Below are 3278 nucleotides of genomic sequence, written 5' to 3'. Positions count from 1 at the left end.
CCAGCCAGTGTGAAATCAGTTGAAGTGAGTTCGGACCAAATATTTGACAGCAAGCGATTTGATGCAGGCCATTACTCTGAAGCTATAGTCGAGGCGGACGAAACGTTGCGTCACTTCGAAGAAAGTGATGTGGAAGTCCAAAGGGTAAGAGATGTTACAGAGGAGTTATTCCGGCCATCCATCCATAAGCGGAATTACACTGATGAAAATAACGGACAACCTTATTTAACTCCAACCCAGCTATTTCTCAGACCGGTAGAGGCTGAGAAGTATGTGCAAGACCCCCCAGAGGGACTGAAAGTTAATCCAGAGTGGTTACTAATAACTTGTTCAGGAACCGTTGGAAGAACAACTATAGCCGATACTCACTTAGAAGACTTCGTAATCAGCCAAAATCTCATAAGAACTGTTCCAGAACGAGATATTACTGGATATTTATATGCATATCTCAATAGCTGGATGGGACAAGCATATCTAACCCAAGACGAATATGGTGCAACAATCAAACATATAAATCCGGACCATGTTGGGGATATTCCTTTACCAAGGCTTCCCGAGGTCGAGGACGAAGTTCATCAAAAAATTATGCAAGCGTTTCAATATAGAGAAAAGGCGGATGCTTTAGAGAAAGAAGCTATAGAATTACTTGAGCAGAGATTTGACGAAGAGGCGGAATCCAGCTCAGACACTGTGTGAAAAGACAGCTATAATCAAATATCTCTATAATTCGGCCAACCCAATTCGATTATCTTTCTTCCGTCTTGCGATTTCTATTCGAACGTGGTAATATGAAGCAAGAGAAAAAGGTTCCACACCTCTAAAAAGAGAAGAGTAAACACAGTTCAGCCTACACCCATCTTCAAAAAGGGTACTACGTACCCCAAAAAGTTTCACCCTCTTCAGAATTATGGGGGATAAGGCGTGCATCGTTCCATGTCCCAATGATGGAAAAATCGCTCCCCAATATAACAAATATTTGATATTTTAGCCGTGGTTTTCAGCAGGAAATTTTCTGTGAGGACTTGGCCTCTACGTGAATATTTTTGCAATTGTTATATATAAAAATTAACGGTTTGGGACATCCTCGCTTGGGTCAACAACTTCACCAGTTTCAAGGTTGACACCAACTCTATCGCAAAGGTCGAACAGAGGACAAGATTCGGGACCATCAAGACACGCTGGTTTTCTCGCAGTACAATATTCTCGTCCGAATTGAATTGTCGCTGTATGTCCAAAACCGCATTTTTCAGGAGGTACACCCCCATGAGCAAAGGCTACTACCTCACCATTAACTTCATAGGTACCACCCTTGTGAAATCCCTCTTCTTCTGATTGATCGCCCTCGTTATAGCGTTTTGCTATATTCTGTGGGCCGAAGCCACACTTCGCCGCGGGCACCGCCTCTTCGAGGACGGCCCTGACTGCCTCGTGGTCGGCCTCGGGCGGAGCGACCCCCAGCCGGCGGTAGATTCGGTGGACGTGCGTATCGACGGGAAAGACACCTGGACGCCCGCCGGCGAACAGTAACACGCAGTCGGCCGTCTTCGGCCCGACACCGGAGACTTCGAGCAGGGTTTTCCGAACGGTATCTGGCTCTTCGTCCGTGACGAACGCGTCGAACGCTTCGGCGGAGCCGAACGTCTCGAGTACCCACTCGGCGACGTCGATGAGGACCTCGCTCTTTTGATTGTACAGTCCCGCGCCGCTTATCGTTTCTGCGAGCGTCGACTGCTCGGCGTCGGCCAGCGCTGTCGCGAGGTCGGCGTCGCTGTCCGCCGACGGTTCGTACCGCTCGAGGAGAGCGTCGTGGGCCGGCTGGCTGGCCTTGTCGCTCGTGTTCTGGCTCAGAACGGTGCGAACGAGACAGGTGAAGGCGTCGCGCCCGCCGTAGGTCTTTTCCCAGTACAGTTCGCCGAGACGGTCGACGACGCGTTCGGCACGGGTATCGGCCGTCTCGGAGTCGAACTCCGCGGCGACACCGCCGCCTGCCTCGCCGCCGCTGATGTTGACCGATGGTTCCGGGTCTTCCATACGCCCATTCGAGTGGTCGGGCGGATTGACTCTTACTCTCGAGAGTGGTAACTGGCGTCTCGACAGTCCTCGATCGTCGAGAAGGTCTAGCGGGTCTTCAGGCTCTTGGTACGAACTGAAAGAAACGTTACCGGATCGAAGACGGCCCCCACTGCGCTTCAGCCCCCTCCGCGTCGGGATCGGTCGGTTCCTCGGCGGTGTCAGGTTCGGTCGGCGGGTCCTCTCTGGCCGGCGCGTCGGCGGCCGGGACCTGTCCGAACGCGGGTGCCGCAGCCCGATCGGTCCCACGGTCGAGTCCGTCCGCCGCTCGCTCGGTCGCTCGGTCCTGTGCGCGGTCGAGTCCGCGTGGCTGGTCGGTCGCGCCAACGACGGCGTCGGTCCCGTCGTCGGCCACGTCGACGACCGCGACGGTCTCGTCTTCGACGAGTGCCGCCGGGATATCGGTTTCGTCACCCTCGGCGACGACGACAGCATCGACGGCCTCGCTTTGTGGATCGACGATGGCCAGTTCGTCTTCGGCCTCACCCTCGATGTCGGCCGGGTCGACGCTCTCGAGCGCAGTCGGATCGTCGGCCGTGACGACGGCGTCGGTATCGGGTTCCGCCACGTCGATCACGTCGACGGTGTCGGCACCCTCCGGAGCGACCTCGGCAGGTGGTACTGTATCACCGTCGGTCACGACGACAGCATCGACGTCGTCGGTTGCAGCATCGGCGATCTCGAGCGGCGTGTCCGCCGCTATGTCGGCGTCGTCCGGCGCGGGGGGTGTGGCTGCGCAGTGGGAGTCGGCCACGGTAACGCCAGCGCCGAGGGTAAGCACGACGACGAAGACGAACGCGACGAGCGCGACGATCGCCGCCTCCGTCGAGCGGTTGGCCCTCATTGCTGTGGCCTTGCTCCACGGACCGGAGAAAAGTGCTACTGCTTGCGAGTTCGTGCCGAAAGGGTACCGCGAACGAGTCAGTTCGTGACCGAGATCGTCACCGTCACCGCAGCGCCGTCGGCCAGGGCGGCGACGAGATCGCGGTCGAACCCCTCGGCTCCGAACTCGGCTCCGTTTACGATCGTCCGGTCGTCGACGTAGTCGCTCGTGCGACCGACCGCGCTGCGCTCGTTCGTGAACTCGAGGTCGGGGTCGCCTCTGCCGGTCACCGTGTCCCGGTGGCCACCGGCTTCGATCTCGACGGTGATCGTCGCGGCGCGATCCCGACAGGCTTCGACGAACTCGGGATCGAAATCGGCAGGGG

4 protein-coding genes are annotated in these 3278 nt (G+C 56.7%); 1 reads left to right on the top strand and 3 read right to left on the bottom strand.

Features of this window, described 5'->3' with window-relative positions; all coding sequences use genetic code 11:
* The coding region (locus C446_RS18050; RefSeq protein WP_204365914.1) for a restriction endonuclease subunit S at positions 1 to 696 on the top strand (696 nt) is incomplete at its 5' end.
* A 369-nt stretch (positions 697 to 1065) separates the two neighbouring features.
* On the opposite strand, the gene C446_RS10370 is transcribed toward C446_RS18050, so the two are convergent.
* From C446_RS10370 to C446_RS10360, 3 genes are all read right to left on the bottom strand, one after another.
* Positions 1066 to 2031 carry an endonuclease III domain-containing protein gene (locus tag C446_RS10370; RefSeq protein WP_006673048.1) on the bottom strand — a complete coding sequence of 322 codons (966 nt, stop codon included), beginning with the start codon at positions 2029 to 2031 and terminating at the stop codon, positions 1066 to 1068.
* 127 nt (positions 2032 to 2158) lie between these two features.
* The gene (locus tag C446_RS10365) at positions 2159 to 2914 is read right to left on the bottom strand and encodes a hypothetical protein (RefSeq protein ID WP_006673047.1); all 756 of its coding nucleotides are present in this window, start codon (positions 2912 to 2914) and stop codon (positions 2159 to 2161) included.
* Between the two features lie 77 nt (positions 2915 to 2991).
* Positions 2992 to 3278 (bottom strand): DUF371 domain-containing protein (locus tag C446_RS10360; protein ID WP_006673046.1); only part of this gene is annotated, 287 nt, incomplete at its 5' end.

The organism is Halobiforma nitratireducens JCM 10879, from assembly GCF_000337895.1.
Taxonomy (GTDB): domain Archaea; phylum Halobacteriota; class Halobacteria; order Halobacteriales; family Natrialbaceae; genus Natronobacterium; species Natronobacterium nitratireducens.
This window is presented reverse-complemented; position numbering and strand designations above follow the sequence as displayed.

Excerpts from the sequence above, each read along its gene's own strand:
- C446_RS10370 (WP_006673048.1), bottom strand. The coding sequence starts at position 2,031 with ATGGAAGACCCGGAACCATCGGTCAACATCAGCGGCGGCGAGGCAGGC.
- C446_RS10365 (WP_006673047.1), bottom strand. The coding sequence starts at position 2,914 with ATGAGGGCCAACCGCTCGACGGAGGCGGCGATCGTCGCGCTCGTCGCG.